This window comes from Yoonia sp. (assembly GCF_036007805.1).
In the GTDB taxonomy this organism is placed as follows: Bacteria; Pseudomonadota; Alphaproteobacteria; order Rhodobacterales; family Rhodobacteraceae; genus Yoonia.
This window is the reverse complement of record NZ_DASYOK010000316.1, coordinates 16222-42935: the sequence shown is the minus strand read 5'-3', so window position 1 is coordinate 42935 and position 26714 is coordinate 16222. Positions and strand designations below refer to the sequence as shown.

27 protein-coding genes, 4 pseudogenes and 1 other annotated feature are annotated in these 26714 nt (G+C 55.9%); of the genes and pseudogenes, 18 read left to right on the top strand and 13 right to left on the bottom strand.

The window, feature by feature from the left end; genetic code table 11:
- Nucleotides 1–57 precede the first annotated feature (57 nt).
- The 4 genes from VGP75_RS16965 to VGP75_RS16950 all read right to left on the bottom strand — a co-directional run bounded on the left by VGP75_RS16965 (nucleotide 58) and on the right by VGP75_RS16950 (nucleotide 2491).
- The gene (locus tag VGP75_RS16965) at nucleotides 58–477 is read right to left on the bottom strand and encodes a hypothetical protein (protein WP_327544779.1); all 420 of its coding nucleotides are present in this window, start codon (nucleotides 475–477) and stop codon (nucleotides 58–60) included.
- A gap of 50 nt (nucleotides 478–527) precedes the next feature.
- Nucleotides 528–1838, bottom strand: coding sequence for a type II toxin-antitoxin system HipA family toxin (locus VGP75_RS16960; protein WP_327544778.1), 1311 nt, complete (start codon nucleotides 1836–1838; stop codon nucleotides 528–530).
- Nucleotides 1838–2089 (bottom strand): type II toxin-antitoxin system RelB family anti-toxin, encoded by a 252-nt coding sequence (relB, locus tag VGP75_RS16955; protein WP_009813557.1) that lies wholly within the window; start codon nucleotides 2087–2089, stop codon nucleotides 1838–1840. The genes VGP75_RS16960 and relB overlap by 1 nt, the downstream gene beginning before the upstream one ends.
- A gap of 141 nt (nucleotides 2090–2230) precedes the next feature.
- A complete protein-coding gene (locus VGP75_RS16950) occupies nucleotides 2231–2491 on the bottom strand; it encodes a glycine cleavage system protein H (protein ID WP_327544777.1) in 261 nt (86 codons plus the stop codon).
- A gap of 703 nt (nucleotides 2492–3194) precedes the next feature.
- Between VGP75_RS16950 and tnpA the strand changes: the two genes are divergently transcribed.
- The 5 genes from tnpA (at nucleotide 3195) to istB (ending at nucleotide 7137) form a co-directional block, all read left to right on the top strand.
- Nucleotides 3195–3620: an IS66-like element accessory protein TnpA gene (gene tnpA / locus VGP75_RS16945; RefSeq protein WP_327544776.1), complete on the top strand. Its 426-nt coding sequence runs from the start codon at nucleotides 3195–3197 to the stop codon at nucleotides 3618–3620.
- Complete coding sequence (gene tnpB / locus VGP75_RS16940; protein ID WP_327544775.1) at nucleotides 3617–3967, top strand: IS66 family insertion sequence element accessory protein TnpB; 351 nt, start codon at nucleotides 3617–3619, stop codon at nucleotides 3965–3967. The genes tnpA and tnpB overlap by 4 nt, the downstream gene beginning before the upstream one ends.
- A gap of 59 nt (nucleotides 3968–4026) precedes the next feature.
- Nucleotides 4027–5673 (top strand): IS66 family transposase, encoded by a 1647-nt coding sequence (tnpC, locus tag VGP75_RS16935; protein ID WP_327544774.1) that lies wholly within the window; start codon nucleotides 4027–4029, stop codon nucleotides 5671–5673.
- Nucleotides 5628–6272 (top strand): plasmid pRiA4b ORF-3 family protein, encoded by a 645-nt coding sequence (locus VGP75_RS16930; protein ID WP_327544773.1) that lies wholly within the window; start codon nucleotides 5628–5630, stop codon nucleotides 6270–6272. The genes tnpC and VGP75_RS16930 overlap by 46 nt, the downstream gene beginning before the upstream one ends.
- A 121-nt stretch (nucleotides 6273–6393) precedes the next feature.
- Entirely contained in the window at nucleotides 6394–7137 is a 744-nt protein-coding gene (gene istB / locus VGP75_RS16925) for an IS21-like element helper ATPase IstB (RefSeq protein ID WP_414727819.1), read from the top strand.
- Between the two features lie 422 nt (nucleotides 7138–7559).
- On the opposite strand, the gene VGP75_RS16920 is transcribed toward istB, so the two are convergent.
- From VGP75_RS16920 to VGP75_RS16885, 8 genes are all read right to left on the bottom strand, one after another.
- Nucleotides 7560–8456, bottom strand: coding sequence for a LysR substrate-binding domain-containing protein (locus VGP75_RS16920; protein ID WP_327544772.1), 897 nt, complete (start codon nucleotides 8454–8456; stop codon nucleotides 7560–7562).
- Nucleotides 8457–8485: 29 nt separating this feature from the next.
- Complete coding sequence (locus VGP75_RS16915) at nucleotides 8486–9298, bottom strand: alpha/beta hydrolase (RefSeq protein ID WP_327544771.1); 813 nt, start codon at nucleotides 9296–9298, stop codon at nucleotides 8486–8488.
- Nucleotides 9298–10404 (bottom strand): zinc-binding dehydrogenase, encoded by a 1107-nt coding sequence (locus VGP75_RS16910; protein ID WP_327544770.1) that lies wholly within the window; start codon nucleotides 10402–10404, stop codon nucleotides 9298–9300. The genes VGP75_RS16915 and VGP75_RS16910 overlap by 1 nt, the downstream gene beginning before the upstream one ends.
- 27 nt (nucleotides 10405–10431) lie before the next feature.
- Nucleotides 10432–11919 (bottom strand): sugar ABC transporter ATP-binding protein, encoded by a 1488-nt coding sequence (locus tag VGP75_RS16905; protein WP_327544769.1) that lies wholly within the window; start codon nucleotides 11917–11919, stop codon nucleotides 10432–10434.
- A gap of 2 nt (nucleotides 11920–11921) precedes the next feature.
- Nucleotides 11922–13472: a xylulokinase gene (locus VGP75_RS16900; protein WP_327544768.1), complete on the bottom strand. Its 1551-nt coding sequence runs from the start codon at nucleotides 13470–13472 to the stop codon at nucleotides 11922–11924.
- Between the two features lie 26 nt (nucleotides 13473–13498).
- Nucleotides 13499–14515: an ABC transporter permease gene (locus VGP75_RS16895; RefSeq protein WP_327544767.1), complete on the bottom strand. Its 1017-nt coding sequence runs from the start codon at nucleotides 14513–14515 to the stop codon at nucleotides 13499–13501.
- Complete coding sequence (locus tag VGP75_RS16890; RefSeq protein WP_327544766.1) at nucleotides 14512–15471, bottom strand: ABC transporter permease; 960 nt, start codon at nucleotides 15469–15471, stop codon at nucleotides 14512–14514. Before VGP75_RS16890 ends, VGP75_RS16895 begins: the two co-directional genes overlap by 4 nt.
- Before the next feature lie 99 nt (nucleotides 15472–15570).
- Nucleotides 15571–16872 carry a sugar ABC transporter substrate-binding protein gene (locus tag VGP75_RS16885; protein WP_327544765.1) on the bottom strand — a complete coding sequence of 434 codons (1302 nt, stop codon included), beginning with the start codon at nucleotides 16870–16872 and terminating at the stop codon, nucleotides 15571–15573.
- 358 nt (nucleotides 16873–17230) lie between these two features.
- Between VGP75_RS16885 and VGP75_RS16880 the strand changes: the two genes are divergently transcribed.
- The 5 genes and pseudogenes from VGP75_RS16880 to VGP75_RS16860 all read left to right on the top strand — a co-directional run.
- Nucleotides 17231–18181 carry a fatty acid desaturase gene (locus VGP75_RS16880; RefSeq protein ID WP_327544764.1) on the top strand — a complete coding sequence of 317 codons (951 nt, stop codon included), beginning with the start codon at nucleotides 17231–17233 and terminating at the stop codon, nucleotides 18179–18181.
- Nucleotides 18182–18214: 33 nt separating this feature from the next.
- Nucleotides 18215–19441 (top strand): NAD(P)/FAD-dependent oxidoreductase, encoded by a 1227-nt coding sequence (locus VGP75_RS16875; protein ID WP_327544763.1) that lies wholly within the window; start codon nucleotides 18215–18217, stop codon nucleotides 19439–19441.
- Nucleotides 19442–19483: 42 nt separating this feature from the next.
- A complete protein-coding gene (gene nirD / locus VGP75_RS16870; protein ID WP_327544762.1) occupies nucleotides 19484–19798 on the top strand; it encodes a nitrite reductase small subunit NirD in 315 nt (104 codons plus the stop codon).
- Between the two features lie 116 nt (nucleotides 19799–19914).
- A complete protein-coding gene (locus VGP75_RS16865) occupies nucleotides 19915–20052 on the top strand; it encodes a hypothetical protein (RefSeq protein WP_327544782.1) in 138 nt (45 codons plus the stop codon).
- 66 nt (nucleotides 20053–20118) lie between these two features.
- A pseudogene (locus VGP75_RS16860) lies at nucleotides 20119–20381 on the top strand (IS110 family transposase); the annotation flags it as partial.
- Between the two features lie 30 nt (nucleotides 20382–20411).
- Here the strand turns inward: VGP75_RS16860 and VGP75_RS16855 are convergent.
- A pseudogene (locus tag VGP75_RS16855) lies at nucleotides 20412–20705 on the bottom strand (transposase domain-containing protein); the annotation flags it as partial.
- A gap of 207 nt (nucleotides 20706–20912) precedes the next feature.
- On the opposite strand from VGP75_RS16855, the gene VGP75_RS16850 reads away from it, so the two are divergent.
- The 8 genes and pseudogenes from VGP75_RS16850 to VGP75_RS16815 all read left to right on the top strand — a co-directional run bounded on the left by VGP75_RS16850 (nucleotide 20913) and on the right by VGP75_RS16815 (nucleotide 26704).
- The gene (locus VGP75_RS16850; protein WP_327544761.1) at nucleotides 20913–21140 is read left to right on the top strand and encodes a hypothetical protein; all 228 of its coding nucleotides are present in this window, start codon (nucleotides 20913–20915) and stop codon (nucleotides 21138–21140) included.
- Nucleotides 21032–21850 carry an IS110 family RNA-guided transposase gene (locus tag VGP75_RS16845; protein WP_327544781.1) on the top strand — a complete coding sequence of 273 codons (819 nt, stop codon included), beginning with the start codon at nucleotides 21032–21034 and terminating at the stop codon, nucleotides 21848–21850. The genes VGP75_RS16850 and VGP75_RS16845 overlap by 109 nt, the downstream gene beginning before the upstream one ends.
- Nucleotides 21840–21957: a sequence feature (AL1L pseudoknot), on the top strand. It overlaps the preceding gene by 11 nt.
- A pseudogene (locus VGP75_RS16840) lies at nucleotides 21865–22782 on the top strand (IS3 family transposase); the annotation flags it as partial. (Overlaps the previous feature by 93 nt.)
- 71 nt (nucleotides 22783–22853) lie before the next feature.
- A pseudogene (locus tag VGP75_RS16835) lies at nucleotides 22854–23228 on the top strand (integrase core domain-containing protein); the annotation flags it as partial.
- Between the two features lie 81 nt (nucleotides 23229–23309).
- Nucleotides 23310–24011: a TetR/AcrR family transcriptional regulator gene (locus VGP75_RS16830; RefSeq protein WP_327544760.1), complete on the top strand. Its 702-nt coding sequence runs from the start codon at nucleotides 23310–23312 to the stop codon at nucleotides 24009–24011.
- A gap of 94 nt (nucleotides 24012–24105) precedes the next feature.
- On the top strand, nucleotides 24106–24855 hold the full coding sequence (locus VGP75_RS16825; RefSeq protein ID WP_526025525.1) for a maleate cis-trans isomerase family protein: 750 nt from the start codon (nucleotides 24106–24108) through the stop codon (nucleotides 24853–24855).
- Between the two features lie 11 nt (nucleotides 24856–24866).
- Complete coding sequence (locus tag VGP75_RS16820) at nucleotides 24867–25655, top strand: alpha/beta fold hydrolase (RefSeq protein ID WP_087210621.1); 789 nt, start codon at nucleotides 24867–24869, stop codon at nucleotides 25653–25655.
- 17 nt (nucleotides 25656–25672) lie between these two features.
- Complete coding sequence (locus VGP75_RS16815; protein ID WP_327544759.1) at nucleotides 25673–26704, top strand: 2,5-dihydroxypyridine 5,6-dioxygenase NicX family protein; 1032 nt, start codon at nucleotides 25673–25675, stop codon at nucleotides 26702–26704.
- The last annotated feature ends 10 nt before the right edge of the window (nucleotides 26705–26714 follow it).

Here is a 26714-nt window from a genome sequence, read left to right as displayed (position 1 = left end):
AGCGCGACAATCTGGATGAGATTTCGTATTGCCTCATCCGAGGATGTTCCCGAAGCATCATGCTGTTGCCTCACTCATTTGTTCCCGAGAACTCTTGCCCGTGGTGGTGTCAGGTTCGGTGGGTTCCAGATGACCTCTGACGCGCGCAGCCTCCAAATTGCGCAGCGCGTCAGAGGTCATCGGCGGTTGCACATCGTCATTGGTGCCAAACACCAATGTTCTGGCCATGTCTGCCCGCCAGATTTTAAGGCGGCGCTGCACCGTGCGGATTAACGCGTCAGGATAGTCATTCGGATGAGCTGCCTGAAGCCTGACCAAGAGCTCGCGCCCGGTTTGTATCAGCGGGCGGAGCACTTCGGATTCAAAATAGCTCAGACTGAGCACATATGTTGTGAATAGCGCATGCTTCCATTGTCCTGCCTCAAGGATACTTCGAATGCTTGGTGAACTATCTTCTGCTTTTCCGCTTTTACTCAAGTCCACCTCACCCTGTGTACAGAGATGATGCGCATTCTAGGTATCTTCATTTATTCGCTGACCGCCAGCCGCGTTACACGCTGGTCAAATCCGCGCTTGACGGATTCGAACAAGCCCATCGGGAAACCGGCGGGCATTTCTGCCAAGGCCTTCGCAAAGGCTTCTTCAGTTACTGTTTCAATGTCCTTGAAAATCCGCGCAATTTGTTCGCGCGAAAAACCTGCTGCCAAGCCTGTTTCCACAAAGTGGCGACCGAGAATGTCAGAGACCTTATAGTGGCGACTTTTGCCAAGGCGCATTGCGAGCTTCATGTCCTTGATCTGAAGCTGACCAGCATCAAGCGTCGGCTGCACCGTCAGGACATCATACAGCGGGGTCATGGTAAAACGCCCAGCTGGTGTTAGAGCGATACTGAAGTTCTTTGCATGACCATCCGTCGCCCCAATCAACCAGAACAAGATGTTGGCTTTGAAGAAATTGGCGCGGTCGCGAAGCGGCTCATCGCTTCCTTGGAGCAGATCGCAGATTTCAACGATACCAGGACCGCCTTCATTCTGATACTTGCGTGTCGGCGAAATGGACAATGCCTGACAGCAATCCTCCTGGGGCAGGCGGATCAGCCTTCCGTCGCGGGCGCGCAGGCGATCAAAGCGCTCGATGACCAGCACCTTCGTATCTGCAAAAGTCGTAATCTCGGTTTGAGCGACTGGAATACCGAACGCGGCCATCAGGCGAAGACAGAAATGCTCGTTCTCAATGCTATCGGTCAGGTCCATGCCGTTGGGCAATTTTCCAATCGCAGGCTTGAAGATATGCGTCGTCGGAGTCGTGCCTGTTGGCTCAATCCATTTGCCCTCGTGATAGAGTAGCGCAGTCTTTTCCTGCGCACCGGCAACCGAAATTCGGAAGTCGGTCTCACGGCGGATACCAAGCGGGGTGCGCTTGAGGTCTTTGAGCATTGCCGCGATCTGCTCGTCACTCAAAGGCTCGCCGATCAGTTCGTCGGACGCTTCTGGCTCTTCACCTTCTGGCAAGAATTGCAAAGCGCCTACGCAGTCCCGGCCAATCTTTGCAAGTAGACTGTAAGCATCCAGACCATCTGCGCCTATGCGCTCAGCCACGCGTCTGCGAATATCATCATTGTCGGGTAGCAGATTGTCGAAGACGGCGATGACGGGCGGTCCCACATAGCGCTCTGACCTTAGTGGTAGCGAGCGTGAAACGGGCAGGGTGTTTTCCCAAGCCAACCATTCCGGGGCATAGGTGAAGGCAAACGCCCCGTCTGGTTCACGGAAGAACTGTCCGACCTTTCGGCGGTTCATGAAGACATCAAGCGGCGCGTATGTTCGCTTGCGCCCCATCAGAAAATATCCTCAAGGTCGCCGGGTTTCATCTTGCTGCGCGGGACAATCTGAATTTCCAAGTCAAGCGCCGCGAGCAGGTCGAATATTGTATCCAGCTTAGCACCGCTTGCGCTGGTCTCGATGGTCGAGATGGTCCGCTGCCAGATGCCTGAGCGGCTGGCGAGTTCGGCCTGCGTAAGTTTCTTGGCCTTGCGAGCGTTGCGTAGTGCGTTGCCAACGTCCTTTGGGCTTCGGGCGATTTGATCCATATTGATGATCCTTTCATCATCATTATGATCTAGGGATCATTAAATGTCAATATGTCGTAAGGATCATATTTCCTATTTATGATGTGGAGAACATAAATATTGATTATGATCTATGCATCATAAGTCGCTGGATCACATCTCTCATGGCTTCAGGACCACGAGCCAATCTGAAATCTTCGGATTGCCCGTGACACTGTCAATGTATCCATCTACCGGCGAATAAAACTCGGCAGCGGTCAGGTTGCCTTCCACCACGAACAAGCGATCCCCTTCCTTAACCCGGTCTCCGATCTTCAGTGACTGGAAATGCAGAAGGTCAGGGGATGAGGTCGATCCGCGGCGGAAGCCGCGCCCTGTCTCTGTTTCAGTACCGCCGAAATCTAGGAAGAAGCCGGAACTCATAAGCGCGGAATGAATTCCGGAAACTGGGCTGCTGGGCCAGCGGGGGCGCTACAGACGCCTTATTCGGGCAGTGCGCGGCATGGATTTCGAAGAGTTTGCCCCCAGATTCGGCTAGCCGCACGACGGCGATGCTGCATGCATGGGACTTGGGGGTAAACGGACCGTTCCGTCGTTGCGAGGGCCGGTCCATGGGGCTGTCAGAGGGCGATCTTGTGATTATAATCGCGCTGGTTTACGTCAACACCACGTCAACCACTCAACGTCTTTTTGCCTACATCTCAAACCGTCTCAACGCACCCAATGTCGGTGGAAGTCGGTCAACAGATTGAATGAAAACAAAGGCTTATCGGATAAGTGGCTGATTTTAAATAATAAAGAAAAATCATAGGGTTACGACTCATAACCTGAAGGTCGTAGGTTCAAATCCTACTCCCGTAACCAAATTATACAAATAAAACAAAATCTTAAGTCTGTGGTAGCTTAATACCATCGGCCTTCTGCTCGTTTACGTCAACGCCACGTCAACACCACAACAGAAAAACAGCATTCGCAGGCAGTCGCGTGTATTGGCGGTTAGTCGCAGGCAAAGGCCAAGTCATTGCGTTATCGATGGCATGAGCTGCTGATGGTGCTTAATTGTAAGCGTAAACCTACGGGGAAGGCCGTCTTTCTGGTTTGAGGTTCGGGGCGTAGACCCGACGTTATGACCGACCATAGATTCAGACCCGCCGTAGAGATCCTATCTGTAACCGATACCGGGCGCCGCCGGCGCTGGACGGAAGCGGAGAAAGTTCGCATTGTTGAAGAAAGCTTTGGGGCACCTGGCCGGGTGGCCGAAACTGCCCGACGGCATGATCTGGGGCGGTCATTGTTGGTGCGCTGGCGCCGGCAATATCGTGATGGTGAATTTGCCGTTGGTTCCGAGCCGCCCCGGTTTGCAGCGTTGACCATTCCGGAACAGGAAGTCTGTGGAATAGCATCGGAACGGGCCACGCCAGAAGTTGCTGTCGCGCCTGCATCATCTGGCTTGGTTGAAATTACTCTTGTGAACGGCTGGCGCCTGTCTGTTGCCGCCACTCTTGAACCGGGGCTGCTGATGCGCCTCGTGCAAGCGCTGGACCCGTCATGATCGCGTTTCCGGCTGGCACGAAGGTGTGGATTGCAGGTGGAGTGACTGACATGCGGCGTGGGATAAACACCTTGGCATTGTCGGTGCAGCAAGGTCTCGGGCGTGACCCGCATGCGGGTGAAATCTTCTGCTTCCGGGGGCGTAAAGGCGACTTGGTCAAGCTTTTGTGGCATGATGGGGTCGGTATGTCTCTGTATTTGAAACGCCTCGAGGCGGGCAAGTTCATCTGGCCTGTGAGCCAGGACGGGACGGCTGTGGCGATATCAGTTGCACAGCTCGGCTATCTTCTGGAAGGGATCGACTGGAGAAATCCACGCTGGACACAGAGGCCTAAGACGGCTGGATAATTTGTAGAGAAACGCCTGTTTTTATTGGTCTTTCGTTGTGTTCATGGTAGACATTTGCCATGTCCAATGCAGCCCTGCAAATCGCCGAATTGAGCACCGCACTTGCCGCGCAGACCGCCCGTGCGCAAGCTGCAGAGGCCGAATTGGCGCAAGCCCGCGCCTTGGCATCCTGCACGGAAGCGATGATCCAGGAGTTGAAGCTGGAGATCGCCAAGCCGCGCCGTGACAAATACGGCATCTCTTCCGAACGTCGCGCGCGACTGATTGATCAGCTGGAATTGCAGCTTGAGGAATTGGAAGCCGCCGCCACCGAGGATGCGCTGGCGGCTGAACAAGTAGCAGCACAAGACAAAACCAGTACCGTCCGCGCCTTCACGCGGCGCAAGCCAGTGCGCAAGCCCTTTCCCGACCACCTGCCGCGCGAACGTGTGGTGATTGAGGCGCCAACCAACTGCACCTGCTGTGGTTCAGACCGCATCGTCAAAATGGGTGAGGATGTTACCGACACGCTGGAAGTCATCCCGCGTCAGTGGAAGGTGATCCAAACGGTCCGCGAGAAGTTCACTTGCAGGGACTGCGAGAAGATCAGTCAGCCACCCGCTCCATTCCACGCGATCCCGCGTGGATGGGCAGGGCCGCAGCTGATCGCGATGATTGCTTTCGACAAATACGGGCAGCACCAGCCGCTGAACAGACAATCCGAGCGAATTGCACGAGAAGGTATCGACCTCAGCCTTTCCACTCTGGCTGATCTGATTGGTCACGCCTGTGTGGCGCTGGCCCCGATCCATGCGCTGATCGAGCGCCACGTGCTGGAAGGTGCGCGCCTGCATGGCGATGATACGACGGTGCCGCTTCTGGCACGTGGCGGCACCAAGACTGCGCGGCTGTGGACTTATGTGCGCGATGACCGACCGTGGGATGGCGGCACGCCGCCTGCGGCTTTCTTCAAATTCTCGCCTGATCGTCAGATGATCCACCCCAACAAGCATCTCACTGGATGGCAGGGTGTGCTGCAATCGGATGTCTATGGCGGTTACAATGATCTCTATCTGGCCGACCGCAGCCCGGGTCCGGTGCGCGCAGCACTTTGTTGGAGCCATGCTAGACGCAAGTTCTTCGAACTTGCAGATATCAAGGCCACAGCCCGCAAGGGTAAGAAGGTGGCAGAAGAGCTCTCACCCATTGCGTTCGACGCCGTGACGCGGATTGATGCCATCTTTGCCATCGAGCGCGAGATCACTGGCCTGTCAGCGGCAGCGCGTCATGAAGTCCGCCGGCAACGGGTCGTGCCGCTGGTCAATGATCTGCATGACTGGATGCTCGCGGAGAAGACCCGGATGTCAAAGCACAACCCTGTCGCCAAGGCGATGAATTACATGCTCGTCGGCGAGGGCCGCTGGGAAGCCTTTACTGCATTCCTTGACGATGGGCGCCTATGCATGACGAACAATGCCGCCGAGCGGGCCCTCAGAGGCATCGCATTGGGCAGAAAGTCGTGGCTTTTTGCAGGATCCGAACGCGGTGGCGACAGGGCTGCCTTCATGTATACCCTCATCGTCTCGGCAAAGATGAGTGACATCGACCCACAGGCTTGGCTGGCCGATGTGCTCGCCAGCCTGCCGGATACCCCGATCTCGCGCGTGCATGAATTGCTGCCATGGCACTGGAAGACCGCAACGGAATTGAAGAGGATTGCCGCATGACGCTGGTCGCGCGCCTCAAGGTGACATTATCTGACGTCGAGCCTCAGGTATTGCGGCGCTTCGATGTGCCACTGAAGATCAAACTCAACCGTCTGCACGACGTGATCCAAGCCGCCATGGGCTGGACCGACAGCCACCTCTATGAGTTCCGGGCCGGCGGCGTTGGCTGGGGTGTCCCATATCCTGAATATGATTACGACGGCCCGCTGCCGGCCAGCAAATCCAGCCTGCTTGATGTGCTCGAGGATGTCGGCACCAAGACCATCCATTACATCTACGACTTCGGCGACAACTGGCACCATGTGATCAAGGTCGAGAAAATCGACGATGCCATCCCGGGTGCCAATTACCCGCGCCTTATAAGAGCTATCGGTGCTTGTCCCCCTGAAGATGTGGGTGGGTTCCCCGGCTACGCCGACTTCGTTGACGCCATGGCAGACCCCAAGCACGAAGAGCACGACCGGATGCTGGAATGGTATGGGGGGAAGTTCGATCCCGATGAGGCTGAATTCGGTCGCATCCTCGACAACTTCGAACGCCTCGCCAAAAAGTGGGCTCCAAAGCCGCGCAAACCAAAAGCAGTTCCAAAACCTACCTGATCAATAAGGCACGCCAGCGGCCTTCGGCGGATGCTTACTTGTAAGCGGCGGCCCCGCCCCATTGATTTGGCCTGTTCCTGACGCGTGAGGTGCCTGCGAGAAGGTCTGCGTTAGCAGATGGATGTTGCGCATGGCGGACGGTGGCGATGGATTTATGGGGGTGCAGGATCTGCATGAGCAAGGATCGCCCGCATTTGAAGCTGCCATGCCGATCCCGTCGCAACTGCTCAAGGCCGAAATGGCCGAGCGCGAGGTGCGCTCTATCGCCTATTACATGAAAGCGGCCCGCTTTCCGGCTTACAACGACCTCTCTGGCTTCGACTTTGTCGCCAGCGAGATCCGCGAAGCCTTGGTCCGACAACCCCATGGTTGCGAGTTCATGGACGTGGCCGACAATGTTGTACTGATCGGAGGCCCCGGGACAGGCAAATCGCATGTTGCAACTGCCCTCGGCATTCAGGCCAATGAGCATCACCGTAAACGCATGCGCTTCTTCTCGAACGTCGAACTGGTCAACGCACTGGAACAGGAAAAAGCCCAAGGCAAAGCAGGGAAGATCGCCGAGACGCTGGTCAAGACCGATTTGGTGATCCTAGATGAACTGGGATATCTGCCGTTCAGCGCCTCTGGCGGTGCGTTGCTCTTCCATCTTCTGAGCAAGCTGTATGAACGCACAAGTGTCATCAGCACCACCAACCTTAGCTTCAGTGAATGGGCCAGCGTCAAAATGACCACAGCACTGCTCGATCGACTTACCCATCGCTGCCACATCCTCGAGACCGGCAATGACAGCTACTGCTTCAAGGCCAGCTCCGAAACAACGAAGAAAAAGCGGAAGGAGGCAACAGCATTAACGCCATCATAATCAGCAGATCATAACGATTGTGTGGGTCAGATCTCGATGACAATACCGGGTCAGTTCTCATTGACAATCAACAGGCGATCAAGGCCGGAACCGAGATCGAAAAGGTTTTCCCCCGCTTAATCACCGTGTTGACCGAGACCTCGGGTGAGGGCGTGACGTTGAAGGTCCACTTCTCAAAGCAGGAGGGCGCCCCTGTCCCATTGTCCTCCGGCCAATAGCGAACAAGACCTCGCTCCTTTACCTCAGACGACGGCGACTGTCGCGCCGTGTCCCAAGATAGACGCCGTTTTTCGGCCCGCAGAAATTTCTTTGACCAGCAGTTATACAAGCTCTCGGCGATCCATTCACGGCGCCACAGCACCGATAATCTTTTCATGCCGCACAGACCTGACAATCTGATGATTGCACAAATTAGCGCTATTTCACTCTACCACGGCATTCTTTACGAGATCCATGAACAGTTTGACACCGCGCACCGACTTTCTTTCTTTCAAACAAATGGCGTAGCTTTCTGTCACGGGAGGATTATCGGCAATCCTGACATAGTGAAGATCTCTATCCGGCACCATTTCGTCAATACTGGTGATCCCTACGCCAAAACCGGCGCGCACCGCTTCGCGCAGGGCATCGCGGGACAGTTCCATCACGACATTTGGCCGGATCGCCGCCGCCTGAAGGGTCTCTTCGAATTTGCGCCGTGTCATCGACCCGGTCTCGCGCATGATAATGCGCTGACCATCACATTCGTTTATATTTATACTGACGCGCTGCGCCCAGGCGTGATCGGAATTGATCAAAAGCACGACCTCATGGCTGCCCAGTTTGATTTGCTCCAGCCGCGGGTCTGAAATACGCGAGCCGGTGATGGCGACATCGACTTCGTAATTCAGCAGTTTTTCATAGATCTGTTCCGAATTGCCGCTTTCGAGGAAAATCTGGATCAGAGGGTAGTCCTTGTACAATTGTCCCAGAATATCCATGACGAAAAATGGCCCCACAGTCCCGATGCGCAGCTTGCCCGCAACCGAGGTGCTATGTGACAAAAGCAATTCAACGGCTTGTTCTTCAAGGGAAAAAATTTGCCGTGCAAGTTCATACAAACGCTCGCCCTCGGAGGTCATGGTGATGCTGCGCGGCGTCCGGTTGAATAGCTGGATCCCGAAGGTTTCTTCCAATCCCTTCACCTGCGTTGTGACAGTGGGCTGGCCAATATTAAGAAGATTTGCCGCTTTGGTGACACTTTTTTCCCGTGCGACCGCGTAAAATGACCTCAACTGGCTAAAATTCACAAAGTTGATTTTCTTGCCGACGGTCGACATGCCAGGCTCCCTCAGGTTGGTGGATGGTGTCAGCTGGACTGCAGCAGCGCAGTTAGAATGGAATTGTCTTCGGTGAATTCACTCAGAATAGTGTAGTGGTTTTTGCTGGAAATTCTTGCCCTTTCGACGCGCCCGCCTGTTTCAGTTATTTTCGAAAAATAGGTGTTGGTCTGTTGATGAAACGCTGGCGTTTCATCGGACCCGAACGCAAGGATCATTCGCGGCCCATCCGCCGAGACAGCCGGAACGCTGAGCTTTGAAGCGTCGTCTGCAGAAAGTTCCAAAGAAGCATTAAGGGTCGTTTTACGCAACGGCGCAAGATCAAACAGACCGGAAATGGCAAGGCATGCGGCCGGCGCCGTGACACCGGTTTGCGGATGCGTCGCCTGCCATGCTGCAATATGACCCCCCGCCGAATGGCCGGCGCAACTCCAGTGACGCGGTCTGCGCCCCAAGGCCTCCAGATGATCGAAAACCCGGGGCAGCGCCCTCGACGTTGCGTCAAGCACCTGATCGAGGGATACCTGTGGGCACAGCGGATAGGACGGCACGGCGACGGTGAAACCCGCCTTCACCAACTGTGCGCCGATGAAACTGAACCGGTCGCGGTCAAGGCTTTGAAAATATCCACCGTGAAAAAACACGACAAGCGGCGCGGCGCGTTCGGGTGCGATGAACAGATCGAAACGTTCGCGCGGATGGGGCCCATAAGGAACACCGCCGTGGAAACAATCCAGCCTGCGCGCCGCCGCGCTTTCGTAATCATAAAACGCATAAACCTCATCGCGTTCCGGGTGCCTGTCGCGAAAAACATACCCCGTCTGTTCGGTCAGGTCCGCCACTATTCGAAGTGCACGACAGAGCGCACGGACTCGCCTGCTTTCATCAGATCGAACCCCGTGTTGATCTCCTCCAAAGTGAGCTTGTGCGTGATCTGACCGGACAGCGAAATCTCGCCGGTCATGTAAAGGTCGATCAATCGGCCCAGCCCCGAACGCCCCTTTATGCCCCCGAAATAGCTGCCTTCAATGATTTTTCCATAGCGCACATCGACGGGCGGGAACGACAGTTCGGATCCGGGCGCCTCAACACCCAGCAACACAGCCTTGCCCCAGGCAGGGCGCGCCGCATCAATGCTCTGGCGCATGACGCGCAGCACCCCTGTGCATTCGATCGCCACATCCGCACCACCGTCGGTCAGGTCGCGGATGGCCGTGACGACATCGTCGGTGTCGGTGGCGTTTATAAAATCCGTCATGCCAAGACTGTTGGACAGGGCGGTTTTATTCGAGCTTATGTCAACGCCGATAATCTGGCGCGCCCCGGCGATCCGCGCGCCCTGAATAGCATTCACACCAATCCCGCCGAGCCCGAATACCACGACCCGGTCGCCGTGTTGCACATTGACCAGCGCGGCACCGACGCCGGTGGTCACCCCACAACCGAACAGGCATACCTCTTGTAGGGGTGCATCCTTGCGGATCTTGGCTAGTGCGATTTCAGGTACCACAGTCAGGCGCGAAAACGTCGATGTGCCCATGAAATGGTGGATCGGTCCCGACCCGTCACTGAACCGCGCGGTCCCGTTGGGCATGACACCGGCGTCGCGGGTTTTCTTGATGCTCCAACACAGGTTGGTACGCGCGCTACGGCACATGGAGCAGATTCCGCATTCGGGCCCGTAGAGCGGAATGACATGATCGCCAACCTCAAGGCCCGTCACGTCGGGCCCTATTTCAACGACCCGCCCCGCTCCTTCGTGGCCCGCAATCAAGGGGTAGACAACACTTGGATTCAGACCATCCAGTGCGGTCAAATCGGTATGGCACAGTCCGGTTGCCGCCAGTTCGACAAGAACCTCGCCGGCCTGCGGCGGCGCGACAAGGATTTCGGCAATACGCAGGGGTGTGTTTGGTGCGTCACAGATTGCGGCCATGCTGCGGTACATGTGATGGCTCCTCTCAGGTTGTGGGGCTCAGTTGACGAAACGATGCGCGATCGCTTCGGCGTCAAAGTCGGGGCGGTCGAATGCGCCGGAGATACGCCCCCGGTTCATCACGACAATCCGATCACACGCTCCCAGCATTTCCTCAAGTTCGGTGGTGATCAGGATGATCGCACGCCCAGAGGCCGCGAGGTCCTGCAAAGCGGTCCAGATTTCGGCCTTAGCGCCTATATCAACCCCGCGTGTCGGATCCTCGGCGATGATGATGTCGCCTTCCCGGGCGACCCATTTGCCAATAACGACCTTTTGCTGATTGCCACCCGAGAGGTTTTTGACTGGCTGGCGCGGGCTGCTGACCTTTGTCGATAGTTGTCGGATCAAGCGGTCCGCCCAAGTGCGGCGCATACGCGGATGCACAAAGCCAAGGCGGCGGATGCGGTCAAGCACTGTCAGGGTCAGATTGTCTTCGACGGACATTTCAAGGACCAACCCCTCTTCTTTGCGATCCGCCGGCATAAATGAAATGCCCTGCGCGATGGCGCCCCTTGGAGTTGTCAGGCGCACCTGTTTGCCGTGAACCTTGATCGTGCCGCATGTCGCGGGCAAGGCCCCGAAGATCGAGCGCACGACAGCTTCGCGCTGACAGCCCAGCAAACCAGCCAGCCCGAGGATTTCACCCTTTCTGACGCTGAAAGTTACCGCGTCAAAAACTCCGTGCACGCCCAGTCCCGCCACCTCCAGGGCCACCTCACCGAAGTCACGCGGTTTGTAGGACGACACGGCAGGGTCGTAGTTGCGGCCCACCATCAGTGACACAAGTCCGCGTTCGTCGATATCGGGCGTGGCGACCGTGCCGACAGTGCGCCCGTCGCGCAACACCGTAACCCGGTCCGCAACGGCAAAAATCTCGTTCAGGCGATGGGACACATAAACGATACCAAGTCCAGCATCGCGCAGTTTGATGATGATCTCCAACAGATGCGCAACCTGATTGTCATCCAGCGACGCTGTCGGTTCATCAAAGACCAGCACCTTTGGGCGGCTGGACAAGGCACGGCAGATCTCGACGATCTGCTGTTCGTTCAGGCTCAATTCCCCCACGGGTGTCGCTGGGTCAAGATCGACTTTGATCTCGTCCAAAATCACTTGGGCCATTTTCATCAGATCACTGCGGCGGCCGGATCTGCCTGTCGCTTCGCGTTCGCGCCCCAGGAAGATATTCTCGGCCACACTCAGATTAGGGCACAGCACAAGTTCCTGATGCACCATGGCCAATCTGTGCGCAATGGCCTCTGCCGGTCCATTCAGGCTGACGGTCTGACCCGATAGCTTGATTTCGCCGGAATCGGGAGGCAACAGGCCGTTGATGATCGACAGTAAGGTTGATTTACCGGCGCCGTTTTCCCCCACCAGGGCGTGCACCTCACCGGCGAGCACGTCAAAATCGACATGCGACAGGGCGATCACACCGGGGAAAGTGCGTGTGATATTGCGAACTTCAAGAAGGGGCGCCTCCATTTTCAGTACTGCCTCAGACGGCGCTGCAGCGCGCGATGTTCCGACATTGTATCACGCAGACTGTCATAGACCCTGCACCAGATTTCAAAGCTTTCGGCGTAGCGGGCGTGCATTTGCGGATCAGGTTCGATTGTTTCTTTTATTGAAATAATGTCTTTGAGGGGTGAAACTGGATCATCATAAATCCCCGCCGCGACAGCGGCAAGAATCGCATCCCCCAGCGGCGCGGCCTCGCCGATATCTGGCACTTTAAGCGGGATATTCGTGACATTTGCGGTGATCTGGTTCCAGAACCTGCTCTGGGTTGGGCCACCATTCAAAACAAGCTCGTTGATCTGGGCCCCGGCGGACCGGGCGATCTGAATGTTGGAATACAGATCAAAGGCGACCCCTTCGATCAGCGAGCGGATGAAATGCCCGCGCCCCATGGTCGGCAGCATTCCGAAGAAAACGCCGGAGGCTTCGCTGTTCCAATTGGGCGCAAGCGAGTTGCCCAGATAGGGCAGATACATCAGCCCATCCGCACCTGCGGTGATGTGTTTGGCCTGTTCGGTGAAGAAATCAAAAACATTGGTGTTCATACGCTCTGCCAGACGGTTTTCGCTGCCGCCAAAAGTATCGCGATACCACTTGAGAGAGGCGCCCGTGAACGCCATCGGCGCATCAAACATCGTCAGACCGGGTAGCACGTGGGGCCATTTAAGGATGCGGTATTCATCGATGGTCTGTTCGGTCGGGATCATGATCCCGATATTTGATCCGGTGCCCATTGAATAGAAGGCCTGACCTGCTTGGGTCACACCCACACCAAGGGCCGCGCAGCTGATGTCGGTGCCACCCGCTGCCACGATGGTGCCGGCCCGTAACCCTGTTTCGGCAGCGGCTTTGCGGGTTACTTCGCCCACAGGCTCATGGCTTCGATACAATTTGGGCAGCGTCGACGGCGGGATACCAATGGCCGTGGCGAGGGGTTCATTCCACGCTTCTTTTTGGTACTCATAGGGGTAAAAAAGGCCCGCATCACCGGTGTTCATCGAAAATGTGCCGGACAGGCGAAATGTGCAATAGCCCGACGGCGACAGAAACTTATGCGTGGCATCAAAGATGTGGGGTTCGTGTTTCTTGATCCACAGTGCCTTTGGATCAATGAACCATGGGGCCAGCCGGTTGCCGTTGTTGCTGTTAATCGTATCTTCGCCGACGACATCACGGATATCCTGGCATTCTTGCTCGGATCGTGAATCCATCCAAATCATGGCGCGGCGCAACGGTTCGCCCTTGTCATTGACCGGCAGGGTTACGCCAACCAGCCCCGACAGCGCCACAGCCGCGATATCATCGGCAAAATTCCCGCCCTCAAGGCATTGGCGGATCGCGGAAACGACAGCCTTCCAGTAATTGTCAGCCTCTTGCTCCGCCCAGCCGGGATGGGGGTGAAACAGCGGGTGTTCTTCGGACCCAAAGGCGACGACCTTGCCGGTCTGCGTGTTCAGAATGGTTGCCTTGACGTTGGTGGTGCCGATATCGACGCCAAGTGTAAGATGTTTGCTCATCTGAATTCCTCCCCAGAAATGATTGGCTACAGTCGTATTTTTTGTCTGCTGGCTGGGGACAAGCCCACGGCGACCAGCAGGGCCAGACCGACTGCCAGATTTTGATACCACGTCCCGATACCCCAGATGGACAGCAGGTTCAGACCGCCCGCAAACGCCATCGCGCCCAGCAACGTGCGCCAAGGCGAACCGATCCCCCCCGACAGGGCCGTGCCGCCGATCACCGCGATCGCGATGGCCGTCAATTCATAGCCGGACGCGAGCGGCGCATCGACAGATCTGAGTCGCGCGGTGAAGATCACGCCTGCGATGGCCGAACACAGGCCGCTGATGACAAAGGCGATCAGCACGTATCTGTCGGTCTTGAGGCCCGCATAAGCGGCCGCTTTTTCGTTGCCACCGACGGCATAGATACGCCGCCCGAAGGTTGTGGCCCCGATCAGCCAGGCCAGAAACACCAGCACCGCAAGAAACACCCAAAAGCTGAAGGGAACGCCGAAGATCGTGGCGGTCCCGATCCAGTCGATCGCCGGGGTTTGCAGATAATAGGGGCGGCCGCTGCTCAAGATAAAATTGCCGCCGCGCAAGGCAGTCAGCATGACCAGCGTCATGATAAAGGACGACACCTTGAGCCAGGCGACACCGATCCCGTTGACCAGCCCGGCAAGCCCGCCGATCAGGATCGTGAGCGCAACAAATATCCACGACGACCCCACAAAGGTGCTGCCCTTGACCAGCCAGCGCAACCCCAAAGCCTCGCCGACGGCGTTGGTCAGAACGACCGCCAGGATCACCGAAAAAATCATGATGGCGGCGACAGACAGGTCGATGCGCCCGGTCAACAAGACCACCGTCACCCCAAGCGCCAGCAGCCCGATGACCGCCATCGAGCGCATCAGTGTATCGAAGTTTTGGAGCGTCAGATAATAGGGCGAGGTGAGGCTGCCCAAGATCACGATGCCCAATATCAGCCAGATCAAAGGATCCCATGCCAGTTTGCGCATGAAACTGGTCCGCGGTGCGTTGATTGTTGTGGCGTTCATTTGGCAAAAATCCTGCTTCTGAGACCGGGCAATACCACGGCCAAAATGACCAGGGCCGTGACGACCTGTTGAACATAAATACTGACCCCAAGCTGGTTGAGAAGGTTGTTGACGACGCCGATGATCAACGCCGCCACCAAGGTGCCCAAGATCGACCCGGACCCACCGGCCAATGCGGCCCCGCCCAGCACGGTCACGGCCAGTACCTCAAGCTCAACCCCGGCGAAGGCGGCCGGATTTATGTAGGACAAACGGGCACTTTCCAGCATGCCCATCATCGCGGCCAGAAACCCCGAAATCATAAAGACGGTTATTTTCACCGCCTTGACCGGAATCCCCGAAAGCACCGCCGCGCGGCTGTTGCCGCCGGTCGCATAAAGTGCGCGTCCGAAGGCCGAATACTGTGTCAGGACGATCGTGCAGAGGCCAATGATCAACAACAGCGCGATTGGTGTTGCCAACCCAAAAAGTGTGCCGCTGCCAAACCAAAGATATTCGGGCATCGCGTCAGGGTAGGCTGCCTGTCCGCCCGACAGGATGTTGGCCAGTGAACGGGCGATACCCAGCATCGCCAGCGTCGTGATCAATGATGGAATACCGATAACCGAAGTCAGGATGCCGTTGATAAACCCGACACAAATCCCGGTGGCCAGGGTGGCAGAAATCACCAGCACCGCCGATCCGCTGGGCAGAAGCGCAGCCCCGACCATGCCAGACAAAACGGCGATCCCCGCGACCGAAAGGTCAATTTCGCCAGAGATGACGACCAAGGTCATGCCATAGGCAACAATGCCAATCCCCGCGACCGACAGCAGAATGATCCGCATGTTGCCAACCGAAAGATATCCGGGGGACAGCACCGCCCCCAAAAGCAGAAGCGCTATCAACACCCCAACTCGCGCCAGATCGGTTTTCGGCAAATCAAGAACTTTCTGCGTCAATTTTTGGCGTATCATTATTACCGCCGATGGCTGTGCTACGCTCATGCTATCCGCTTTCAATCAAGAAAAGTGTGCCCGCCGGACGCGCATTGTCCGGCGGGCAATCTAGTCTGCTCAGGCTTCAGACACGACGGGACCGTAGGCATAGGGCCACTCATCCGGCGTCAGCGTTTCAATGCCCTCGATGGTCATCTTTTCGCGTGTGACCATCGGCAGGTTGGGGGTCAGGATCAACTTTGGCGGTGCCTCGTTCATCCCCTCTACAGCGCCGATATGGCCAACCAGCGCGCGCAGGCCGATATCACCGATCAGCGGCGTGTAGGGCGCGACCATGTCGATCTCGCCGGCCTTGATCTTTGCCAGGATTTCCTTGGCGTCGTCGTTTGCCAGGATGATGATCTTGCCACTGTCACCGCTCTCCATGCGGTCCGCTTCTTGGATGGCACCCAGGGCGCCCAAGGCTTCTTCGCCCCCCGTGTTGAAGCTGATGTCGAACGAATCCGACGCCTGAAGCGCGTCAGCGGTGGCATCGAACGCCATGCTGCGCTGGCTATTGGTGTGGTAGTTTCCAGCGACCTCGAATCCGGCTTCATGTCCGATCACCTCAAGGAATGCGCCGGTGCGAATCGAATCCGCCGTGCTGCCAAGATCCTTGCGGTTCAGGACCATGTTACCGCCTGTCGCCACCTCTTTGAGGTAAAGACCTTGCTGCAAGCCGTTGGCATAGAAGTTGCCTAGAACCTCGGAGCTGATCGAGGATGAGGATGTGCGCCGATCAAGACTGACGACCGGAATACCCGCCTGAATTGCACGGTCCACAGGTGGCCCCATCGGTGCTTCGCGCGATGGCCACAGCAAGATACCGTCGAATTGTTTCGTGATCCAGGTGTCGATCACCTGCCCCATACGGTTGTCATCGAATTCAGCGTCGATGACCTCCAACTCGATATTGGGATGGCGGGCTGCCTCCCAAGCGACGGTGTCGGCCAAACTTACCAGCCAGGGATGGTTGAAGCCATGGAACACGAACCCGATCCGATAGGTCTTGTCCGGATTGAGGACTTCGCCCTCGGCAAGGGGGATGTAGTCGGTAAACGGGGCCTTAATGGCCAGCTTGCTGTAGGGACCTTCAAATTCCGCTCCCATTCCCGGCTCCCAGACAAACCCATCGACAAGTTCACCCGTTGGATAAATCTCGAGGTAATCGCGAAACCCGTCCCGGTCATAAAGGGCCTTCACACTGGCGTTGGGCATATCACCCGCAGTGCCCGCATATTGGGCGATGAGCGTGTTGATGTGGGTATGGATAGACGCCATTCCACCGTGGCTGTCCGCCCAGGCAAAATTTGGTGCCGTCAGCGTCGCCAGTGCAGATGCCGCCGTCCCACCAAGCATTGTTCTTCTTGTCAGTTTCATTAATTTTCTTCCTCCCTAAAGTTGAAAAGCCTGAGGCCGTTCGACAGACTACCCTGGATAGAGAATCTGATGCGGCATGCGGACGCGCAAGCCGAGTGCCGGCGCAACGCAGTTTACCCGCTGACTTCAGTTTATCTCCTCCAAAGATGGCTGAACGTAGGGTCGATATGTCACACCACTCAAATTCAAAAAATCAATGCCGCTATCATCTGATCACCGCGGGTCGACCAAGGCGATTATGATCAATCTATTGAAATCATGAATTTGAAAAAATCCCGCTCCCATTTCATCCTAATTGATAACGCCCTCGTCTGGCTCGGCCAAGGGGGATTGTATATTACATGGGGGACCTGAAAAAATGGACAGAAATGATTGGGCGCCAATCGGTACCGATGTCGTGAGCCGCAAAGACTTGAAACAGTATATGACGCGCAACAACAAGACCGGCCTTGTGCATTTTATGTTGCACATCGCCTCTATCGTGGGGGTTGGCACGCTTTTGTGGCTGACGGCGTTCAGCTGGTGGACCGTGCCGGTCATGTTTGCCCAAGGCGCCATGATCGCGTTCCTGTTCGCGCCGATGCACGAATGCGTTCACAGTTCAGCATTCAAAACCCGTCGTCTGAATATAATTGTCGGCCGCATTTCGGCAGTCATCATCATGCGCCCGTTCTTGTATCTGAAGTACCGCCACATGGCCCACCACACCTTCACGCAACACCCTGAAGGCGATCCCGACCGCGTAGATTTTCCGCGCGACATGTCCGAATATCTGTTCCATGTCTCAAGCGCCAATATCTGGCTGCGCATGATCAAGAACCTCACCAACCTGTCCCTTGGCCGCTTTACCAAAGAGGAGCGTGAGTTCATTCCCGAAGGCGAACTCAGCGCAGTCGCAAACGAAGCGCGGTTGATGGTCGGTCTTTATTTGCTGATCGCCGTCGCATCCCTTTGGTTCCAAAGCTGGCTGGCGATTTACGTCTGGGTTTTGCCGCGTATTCTGGGCGAACCCGCCCTGCGCGCCATTCGGATGATCGAACACACTGGCATGGAGGAATCCCCCAACATGCTTGAAAACACGCGCACGACGCACACCAATTTCCTTGTGCGGTTCTTCTACTGGAACATGCCCTATCACGCAGAACACCACCTTTACCCTTCCGTACCTTTCCATGCGCTGCCGCGCCTGCATGAGGAAAAAGTAGGCGCTCATCTTTCAGAAATCGCGCCGAGTGTGCTTTCGGTCCACTACAAGATCCTCAAGCGGCTGCTCGGTCGCGCCACTCCTCCGCACAAATCAGCTGTGTAGATCGTCAGCGGCACTCGAACGGGGCGGGCTAACATGCAGAAGACGCAGTATCTTATTATCGGGGCCGGTCACGCGGGTGTCGTGGCGGCAATGGCAGCGCGCGCCCGGGATCCCGACGGCACTATCTTGATGATCGGGGAAGAAGACACCTTACCCTATGAGCGTCCGGGCCTTTCAAAGTCGGTCCTTGCCGGAGATAAATCGCCCGACGCGTTGCAGATCTGCGACCACGAAAAACTCGCCCAGTTGGGAATCAAGACGATCCTGGGGATAACAGTTGACGACGTCAGTGCAAAATCTTGTCGCGTCAGGTTGAACGATGGGACGGTGTGGCAGTATCAAAAACTATTATTTGCCACAGGGTCACGGGTCAGACCATTGCCAGTGCCCGGCGCTGATCTGAAAGGGGTACACTATCTGCGAACCAAATCCGATGCGATCGCCTTGCGCGACACCCTGATGCATACCACGAACCTGATCGTTGTCGGCGCGGGGTTTGTCGGGCTTGAGGTCGCAGCCACCGCGCGAGAGGCGTTTGGCTGTAACGTCACAGTGGTCGAAGCCGGTCCCGAGGTCCTGCAACGCGCCGCCCCTGAACGATTGCGCGGCGCTCTTCGTGAAATGCACGAAGCGAGGGGCGTGACCTTTGTCCTTAAAACCGGGGTCGCGGGATTCGTGAATGACGAAGATCACGTTGCGGGCGTTTCTCTCGACGATGGGCAGACAATCAAAGCCGATGCGGTGGTGATCGGCATTGGCGCATTGCCCAACGTGGAAATTGCACGACAGGCAGGGCTTGATACCGCCGACGGCATCCTCACAGACGCGTTCGGGAAAACCTCCGATGAAAATATTTGGGCTGCAGGCGAAGTCGCGCGACATGTTTTTGGTGCCTGTGGCGCATTGGTCAGGCACGAATCCTGGCAGATGGCACAAATGCAAGCTGCTCTTGTCGGAGCCAATATGGCGGGTGCCGCCGATGAGATTTCCTATGTTCCCTGGTTCTGGACCGATCAATACGGGGTGAATTACCAGCTGCTTGGACGCACCGGACCGGACCTGAACGTCGCGGTGCGCACCTACGAAGCTCCAACAAGTTCAACCGTGATATATTTGGACGGCGATGCTGTCGTGGGTGCGCTGTGCATAAATGCCGGCAAAGACATCGCCCCGATCCGCAAGGCTATCACCGCTGGCCTTAGCGGCAAAATTGCGCGGCTTTCGGATGCCAGCATCAATCTAAAATCGGCATTTCACTAAACCACATAAAAAATGAAGATACAAATCCAGCAGGAGAATACAATGACAAGTCCACAATGGATAAAGGTCGCAAACGAAGGCGATATCGACGACGAGGACGCAATTTGCGTGACGCAAGAGGGCAGGAAACTGGCCATTTTCTTTGTCGAGGGCACTTATTACGCAACCGACAATCTGTGCACCCACGATGTGGCGAACCTGTCCGAGGGCTTCGTCGACGGTGCGACGATTGAATGCCCGCTTCATCAGGCCGTTTTTTGCCTCAAGACCGGGCGGGCCCTTGCGGCCCCTGCAGAAAAGTCAGTGCGCACCTATCCCGTCAAGGTCGAGGGTGGGGATATTCTGGTTCAGATGTGAGGTGCCAGCGGTTGCGACCCTCTCTTTTCCTTGGCGGAAAGGCACGGTCGAGAACGCTAATCGAGGGTCAAGACACTGATTGCCGCGCAAGTGCGACTGAGCCCGACTGGCCGAAGATGGCTGCTGAGATGAAGCGCAAGGGCGCGACGCTGCTGCTGCTCTGGGAGGAGTATCGGGCAGCTCATCCTTACGGCTATGGCTACACCTGGTTAGAGATATGGGCAAAAGTTGATGGTGTGGATGCCGCCACCTGAAGGCATCACAATGTGCCAAGTGCCGTCGAAAGAGGCCACGGAAGCATAGAAACTGGAGGCATCCACATGACACACGCTACCATCATCGGCATTGATCTTGCAAAGAACGTTTTCCATCTGCACGGGACACTTGACGACGGGACAGTGGTTTTCCGCAAAAAGCTGTCGAGGGGTCAGGTTTTGCCCTTCCTGTCCGAACAACCGAACAACCGAACTGCTTGGTTGCGATGGAGGCCTGCGCAACGGCGCATGACTGGGCACGAGAGATCGGCAAGCTGGGCCATGGTACGCGACTTATTCCCCCACGATACGTAAAACCCTATGTTAAATAATGCGTAAGCATTCGCTGGAGGCCGCGGTCAAGCGACCTTGACCAGGGGCGTGGCCCCGTCCCATTCCCACGGCAGCAACTCGTGCAGGCGCGAGACCGGCATATCGGAGATGCGGGCGATGACGTCGGCGAGCCAGGCCTGCGGGTCGATGTCGTTCAGCTTTGCGGTGCCGATCAGGGAATACATGAAGGCGGCGCGCTGCCCGCCGCGCTCGGACCCCGCGAAGAGCCAGGACTTCCTTCCGAGGGCCACGCCGCGGAGAGATCTTTCGGCGGCATTGTTGGTCAGGCAGACACGGCCATCCTCAAGGAACCGGGCGAAGCTTGTCTTATGACAAAACCTGGCTCCTGATGCAAAAAGGAGCCGCTGCCCAGCACCGCAAACTGCTGGGCAGCGGCGGGGGTGGCGTCGTGCGGAGCTTGGTCTTTTAGGACCGTGGTCGAGTTTGACGAACCCCCGTCTTTTCTCAAGGCCTGAACGGATACGTGGGCTACGGGCCCGAACGACAAGCAAAGGTAAATAGAAAAGATGGCAAAAGATACCATGGGAGTCGACGTGTCGAAAGACCGTCTTGACGCATTTTGGCACTCACAAGAAGAAGCGTGCAGTGTCGCCAACACCGCAGAAGGTTTTGAGCAGCTCTGCGCCTGGATTGGTCAAAAAGACGATGTATTGATCGTTTTGAAGCAACTGGAGCCTATCATCGTGGACTTGAGCGACACCTCAGTCTGGCTGGCCATCCTTATATTAAGGTAAATCCCAAGCAGGCACGCAGGTTTGCACAAGCGATCGGACGGCTGGCCAAAACAGATAGTGTCGATGCAAAGATGTTGGCGCGTATGGGTGTTGTTCTGGATCTGACCCCACAGCAAATCGAAAGCGAAGATGTTCATGATCTCAGAGAGTTACTGACAGCACGGCGCGCGCTGGTTAAGGATCAGATCACGGCAAAAACGCGCCTTTCCACAGCAGTGAACCCACTTATCCGTGAGCAACTAAGTCGCAGGATTGGCGATATTTCCGCTGACGTTAAAGCGTTGGATGAGGCGATTGCACAAATCGCAAAGCAGCGTGGAACCCTTGAGGAACGGATCCGCCGGCTGACGACAATTCCAGGCATAGGCAGATTGACCGCGACAACACTCTTAATCGACATGCCGGAATTGGGGCAACTTGATAGCAAAAAGATCGCTGCGCTCGCCGGACTGGCACCGATGACACAGCAGTCTGGTAAATGGCAGGGCAAGGAGAGGATTACTGGTGGAAGGGCATCCCTGCGGCGCGCCATCTACATGCCAGCGCTGGTCGCAATTCGCTTCAATCGCGACCTACATGATAAGTATCAGCAGATGGTGAAAGCCGGTAAGGCCAAAAAGGTAGCTATCACTGCCATCATGCGCCGCATTATCGTTCTGGCAAACACATTGCTACGCGAAGGACGAGATTGGCAGCCACAACGCCCTTGACCAAGACGGATACTCGACCGCCCGTTTCGGAAATGATTGCGTTCATCAAGGAACACCGGGAGGTGTGTGGGGTCGAGCCAATTTGCCGTGTTTTACAGATTGCCCCGTCGACGTTCTATGCGCATCTGGCCGTGGAGAGCGATCCAGGCAAAGCATCGGATCGTGCCAAGCGTGACGCTGAATTACGGCCCGAGATGAAGCGTGTCTGGGAAGATAACCTATCGGTCTATGGGGCACGCAAACTGTGGCACGCGATGAAACGAGAGAAGTTTGACATCGCCCGCTGCACCGTTGAACGACTGATGCGAGACATCGGCATTGAAGGCGTTCGGCGTGGCAAGAAGGTCAAGACGACCTGGCCGGACAAGGTCCTGCCATGCCCAATGGACCGAGTGAACAGGCAGTTCCGTGCGACCATGCCCAACCAACTCTGGGTGTCGGACTTTACCTATGTCTCGACGTGGCAGGGGTTTGTGTACGTCGCCTTTGTGATCGACACCTTTGCCAACAAGATCGTCGGTTGGCGGGCTTCCAGATCGCAGCAAACGCAGCTTGTTTTGGACGCACTTGAACAGGCGCTCTATGAAAGAAGGCCGGCAGATAGCTTGATCCACCACAGCGACCGGGGCAGCCAATATCTGTCGATCAAATACACAGAACGGCTGGCTGATGCAGGCTTGGAACCCAGCGTGGGGACCGTCAGCGACAGTTATGATAACGCTCTGGCTGAGACCATGATCGGCCTGTTCAAAGCCGAAGTCATCCACAGATTGGGACCGTGGAAATCCGCTGACGCCGTTGAATGGGAAACCCTCAAATGGGTCGACTGGTTCAACAATCGGCGTCTGCTTGAACCAATCGGATACATTACACCAACTGAGGCAGAGGAGGCCTTCTATGCAAACATGAACACACTCGATAAAGTCGCTTGAGAAGAACTAAACAGTCTCCGGTAAAACCGGGGTGGTTCAAGTGGCGCGGTATGCCCGGCGCTATTCGGGTGGGGACGGAGTTCACCAGCTCGTCGATCCTGAAATAAGTCAACGAAAACAATGTCGACTAGCACTACATCGACCCGGGCAAGCCCCAACAGAACGCCTTCATCGAAAGCTTCAATGGCAGCCTGCGCGATGAACTCCTGATCGAGGAGATGTTTGGCAGTCTGGACGATCGAAGGGGCAAGCTGGCCCTATGGCGATACGACTATAACTACGTCAGGCCGCACTCGTCGCTCGGCAACAAAACACCCGCAGAAGTGCGCCAGGCGCTTGAGCAATTTGGGGACTCCGCTCCCGGCGCCCTTGCCCAAACTGAAACCGAAGAATATGAAAACCACATGATCTACCCACCCTCATCGTTTCCCGAGCTGGCCGATTAGACCGGAAGCAAGAGTCGCTTTCATCGAAGCAATGATCCGGAGTTGGAACTCGACAAAGTCTTTATCGCGGGGCATCAATAGATGATGAACAGAAATATTGATTCCAGCAAACCGAAGTCCAAGCAGCGGCGTCCGGGACGCCCTGCGGGTGATAAGGATCTACGGGTCGCCATTCTGGATAGTGCGGAACAGGTTTTCTCCGAACACGGCTATAACGGAAGCCGTATGCGTGACATCGCAAGCAAGTCAAATGTCAATCAGGCCTTGATTAACTATTATTTTCAATCCAAGCAACATCTTTTTGATCAGGTGTTTCTGCGTCGTGGAAAACATATCGGGCGGCGCCGTGAAGAGCTGCTTGACGCATTGCTTGCACAGCCGGCCGCTCCATCGGTCGAAGAGCTTGTGCGTGCCTACCTTACGCCCCAATGGGATATGAAATATAGCAGCGAGTCCGGCGCGGCATTTGTCAAGCTGCAAGCCCGTTTACATGCTGAACCGGAAGAGCATGCGTTGCGATTGCGCCGCGAGGTTTACGACCAATCTGCCAAACGTTACATCAGTGCCATTTCTGACGCCCTTCCTGAGCTTTCCAAACCTACCGTTGGATTGCGTATGGCGTTTTTGATTGGTGCATATTTGTTCATGCTGAATGACGTGGACCGGCTGAATGACCTGACGGACAACCAGCTTGGTAAAGTGGACAAGACCGAAGTACTCGATAATCTTGTGATTTTCCTGAGCGCGGGAATGACCGCGCCTGAGAACACCCCATTGCTTTGAACCACGAAAGGCAAACTGCTGTAGGAAAATGTTGGCTTGTTATTAATCGAAGTTTGAATTAATACATGATTAACGTCCATATTGGAGAATGATCATGAGAAGTTATCGCGTAGGACAGATTGTCCCTAGTTCCAACGTAACGATGGAAACCGAAATTCCGGCGCTTTTGCGTGCGCGTGGACAGGTCCACCCCGAAACATTCACATTCCATTCCAGTCGTATGCGTATGAAAAAAGTCACAGAAGAAGAATTGAAGGCTATGGACGGTGACAGTGACCGTTGTGCGCTCGAACTGAGCGACGCGCGCGTCGATGTATTGGGTTACGCCTGTCTGGTTGCGATCATGTCGATGGGCCACGGATATCACCGTAAATCTGCAGAGCGTCTGGGTCAGGTAACAAAGGACAATGCGGCCGAGGCGCCTGTCATCACGTCTGCGGGCGCTCTCGTCGATGGGCTGCACGCAATGGGGGCCAAAAAGGTCGCTGTGGTCGCACCCTATATGAAGCCGCTGACCGAAATGGTTGTTGAATATATCCGCGCTGAAGGCATCGAAGTCACAACGTGGAAGGCGCTGGAAATTCAGGACAATCTTGCAGTTGCCGCGCATGATCCGATGAACTTGCCAGGTATTGTTGCTGGCATGGACACTAGTGATGTTGATGCCATTGTGTTGTCGGCTTGCGTGCAAATGCCATCGCTGCGTGCGGTTCCCGAGGCTGAAGCGGCGACCGGTAAGCCCGTTGTAACGGCGGCGATTGCGACGACATGGGCGATGCTGAAGGCGCTTGATCTGGATACGTTGGTACCCGGTGGTGGTGCGCTGCTTTCGGGCAAATATTAAAGGATCGTAACATGGCACGCGGATATAATCTTCACGCAAACGGTATCCGCCAACACCTGTTGCATTATGCAGGTGAAGGCCCCCAGATGCTGCTTATTCCCGGAATTACATCGCCTGCGATTACATGGGGTTTTGTCGCAGAGCGGCTGGCCGAAAAGTTTGATGTTCATGTGCTTGATGTGCGGGGTCGTGGTCTAAGTCAGGCTGGTGATCTTAATTATTCACTTGATGCAATGGCAGAGGATGCGCTTGGCGTTATTGATGCTGGCGATATGGACAGGCCGGTCATCCTTGGGCACTCAATGGGGGCACGAAATGCAATTCGTGCTGCGCGCAAGAATAGCGACGCGATGTCAGGTCTAATCCTTGTAGATCCTCCGGTCAGCGGACCTAGTAGGCGCGCATATCCTGCTAAATGGCAGTGGTATGAAGATTCGATTATTGCCGCGACTAAAGGCTGTTCTGCCGAAGAAATGCGGGCTTTCTGTCCGACGTGGACTAATGATCAGGTCGGGTTGCGGGCGGAATGGCTTCACACTTGCCAGCTTGATGCAATCAAGACAGCGTATGACGGTTTTCACACCGACGATATTCATGCCGACCTGCCGCATATCAAATTGCCGATGCGTCTGCTGAAGGCTGGTAATGCGCCGGTGATTGGCGAAGACGACATTACCGAAATACAAAGCCTTGCCCCGCACATCGAGGTGAAAGTTGTGCAAGACGCGGGCCATATGATCCCTTGGGACAACCTTGAGGGATTTTTGGACGCCGTTATGAATTTCAGCGAAGACGCGTAGAAAAGAGGATTTTCGATATGGATCAAGAGAGTTTTACACAGATTTGCCTGCATCAGTTGAAGATGTCTGGCGTACATGAAGGCGAAAAACTTATTGTGCTGACCCAGGGCAACGAACGGCTGGATTATGCCAATGCGTTTATGGCTGCGGGCGCACAAATTGGGGCGTCGATGTATCATATGCGCCTTCCGGCGCCATCTGCGATCGGCGGCTGGAATGTCGGCGTAACCGGCCTTGCCGCCATGCCTGACGCGGTGGACGCGCTAAAGGCATGTGATATGTTGATTGATTGCGTGTTCCTTCTGTTTTCGCCGGAACAGTTCGCCATTCAGGACGCAGGCACACGGATACTTACGGCGGTTGAGCCGCCCGAGCTTCTGGCGCGGATGTTGCCATCCAAGGAACTGCGCGAGAAGGTTGAAATCGGTGCTGAATATCTGACGAAAGCCAAGGTGATGCGCATTACATCGCCGCATGGCACTGATGTGACCTACAAGCTGAATACCTATCCGACTGTTGCGGAATACGCCTGTACCGACGAGGCGGGCCGTTGGGATCACTGGCCTTCGGGTTTTGTGTTTACGGGCGGAGATGATGACGGTGTTGACGGCCAGATTGTTGTCGCACCGGGTGATGTGTTGTTGCCGCAAAACATGTATGTCCGCGACCCGATCACCTATACCATCGAAAAAGGGTTCATCACTGACATGAGGGGTGGGCTGGATTGCCAGCTTGTACAATCTTACATGGGCGGGTTTAACGACGAGCGTGGCAAGGGCATGAGCCATGTAGGATGGGGCATGAACCCCGATGCGAAATGGCATCGCATGACGCCAGGTGAATTTCCCGGTGGCATGGGAATGGAGCCGCGCAGTTTCTACGGCAACGTGATGTTTTCGACCGGTCCGAATAATGAGTTGGGCGGGTCTAACGACACGGCATGTCACCTCGACATTCCGATGCGCAATTGTTCTCTGTTTCTTGATGACGAGCCGATCGTAATTGACGGTGATCTTGTGGTGAAGGAAATGCAGATGGAGCGGTGCTAGGGTCGGGCAG